The sequence below is a fragment of the Pseudoalteromonas sp. PS5 genome (genome assembly GCF_004103255.1).
Lineage (GTDB): Bacteria > Pseudomonadota > Gammaproteobacteria > Enterobacterales > Alteromonadaceae > Pseudoalteromonas > Pseudoalteromonas peptidolytica.
The window spans coordinates 1-1,896 of sequence record NZ_RCSQ01000260.1 but is presented as its reverse complement, the minus strand read 5'-3'; the positions used below and the strand labels follow the sequence as shown (position 1 = coordinate 1,896).

The following is a 1,896-nucleotide window of genomic DNA, read 5'->3' as shown; positions in this document are numbered from 1 at the left end:
CGATTGCAGGACGCGGTAGCGGAGTTATCGACAAGATTTTCTCGCCTCAAAATAGACCACTTAATTAAGCAAATTGGTATTAGATTATTTATGAGCAACCCTCAGATACACAGGAGGATCATGCTCTGATAGGCTAGCTGTAAGCCGCAGCATTCGACTAGTGGGCGTTAGGACAGTTACGCAAACGTTGAGGATAGACTAGATTAAGTAAGTATTTCACGCCTTCATTTTCTAAGTATCAATGCGATTATTGATAGGTTTAGCGTTCACAGCTCTGTTTAACGTTGCTTATTGGACAATAGTTATCAAATGCTGTTACTAATATAGATAATTCGCTTTGCTTCTCAGTATAAGCGTCTGGGTACAGAAGCCAGTTGTAAACTTTGGGTCACCTCAATTGTCGATTAAAAATACTTACAGATAGGTGTTATGGCAACTAGGTGGCAACATCAAAGCAGGCTATATAAGTTAAATACTAGGAGGTATCTGTGAGCGTATTAAAGAGTATTAAGTCTTTTAGTCTATTCATATTTTTGTCCGTTTCCATGCTCTGTGAAGCAGCGATAACAGTGAGTGACCGAAGCCCTGTAGTAATAGGGAAAGAGCTATTATTAAAATCAGAAATCTTAAACAAGGAAATTCCTCTCAAAATTTCGTTGCCTAGCAACTTTGCTCTCTCTTCTGAACATCACACTTATCCGGTTATTTTTATTGTTGGTAAACATGGTCATCAGTATTTTCATACCGTGAATGGGATCGTTAAACATTTGGCTGATGTTGAGCGGATGCCAGAAACTATTGTTGTAAGTGTTGATGGAGGAAGCCCCTCCCCTGACATTTATCACAACAATATGTTCGGTAATCAGCCAAGTAATAAATGGCCTTCATGGGGAGAGCCAGATATGTATCATCAGTTTTACCAAGATGAACTCTTTCCCTTTCTAGAAAAGCAGTATCGCGCAAACAATAAACGTAGTGTAGTTGCTATTTCGACAAGTAGTTTTTTCCCACTAAATAATCTTATTCATGACAAACACTTGTTCGACACTTACATTTTTTTGGCTGCAGCGGATATCATTGGGATGGGACACACGCCAAATAAAACCATGGTGGATGGGTTAGCAGCCCGGCTATCTAAGAGCTCAAAAGTAAATCCGCTCATCTTTTTTTATGGTCGCTGATGACGACCTGAAAAAACAAAAAAAATATCAAACCAATGTAGATAAACTTAAAAGCAAATTGAGCCAAATAGAAGGTCTGCCTTTTACCCTTCGGATATATGATAATGAAGGACATTATGACACGCTAATAAAAGCCATGTTGGATGTGCTCGAAATAAAATACCCAAAATCACTTTGGTCTGCAAAATATCGTGACATTGTTGCCAAGCCTGGTAACGCTCTGAAAAACCTTGATAAATATTTTGACCAATTAAGTCAACACTACGGTTTTGCTATTTTGCCCAGAGCAACTCGCTGGAATAGTATAAATAGACTGGGTTTTATTAGTACATACTTGATCAGGCAAAACAGAGTAGCTGAGGCAATTGAAGTCGCTCAACGTTACACCAAGTATCAGCCTAAATCTTGGCAAGCTTATGAATCATTAGCAAAGGCATATGAGGCGAATAACAATCGCGAACACGCGATAGAAAATGCCAATGTCGCGTTAAAACTTGCTAAGAACGAGTATGATAAGAAGAGGCTGAATCAATACATTAAAAGCATAACACCGACGATAAAGTGATTATCAACGGCTGGTGATTCTAAATTAAATAACGAGGTGTAAGCGTAATCATTAATTAAATATTTTTCTGTATGGCGCTAACGAGTTGAGAATAGAACTAGTTTGCTAACTTATGAAAAATCGCTCTAATACCAATTTGACTTAAATACT

At 38.1% G+C, this 1,896-nt stretch carries 2 protein-coding genes; both read left to right on the top strand.

Annotation, left to right across the window (positions count from 1 at the left end):
* Positions 1-488 precede the first annotated feature (488 nt).
* Positions 489-1,181: an alpha/beta hydrolase-fold protein gene (locus D9603_RS21540; RefSeq protein WP_128732856.1), complete on the top strand. Its 693-nt coding sequence runs from the start codon at positions 489-491 to the stop codon at positions 1,179-1,181.
* A 58-nt stretch (positions 1,182-1,239) separates the two neighbouring features.
* A complete protein-coding gene (locus D9603_RS21535; protein WP_128732855.1) occupies positions 1,240-1,746 on the top strand; it encodes a tetratricopeptide repeat protein in 507 nt (168 codons plus the stop codon).
* Positions 1,747-1,896 lie beyond the last annotated feature (150 nt).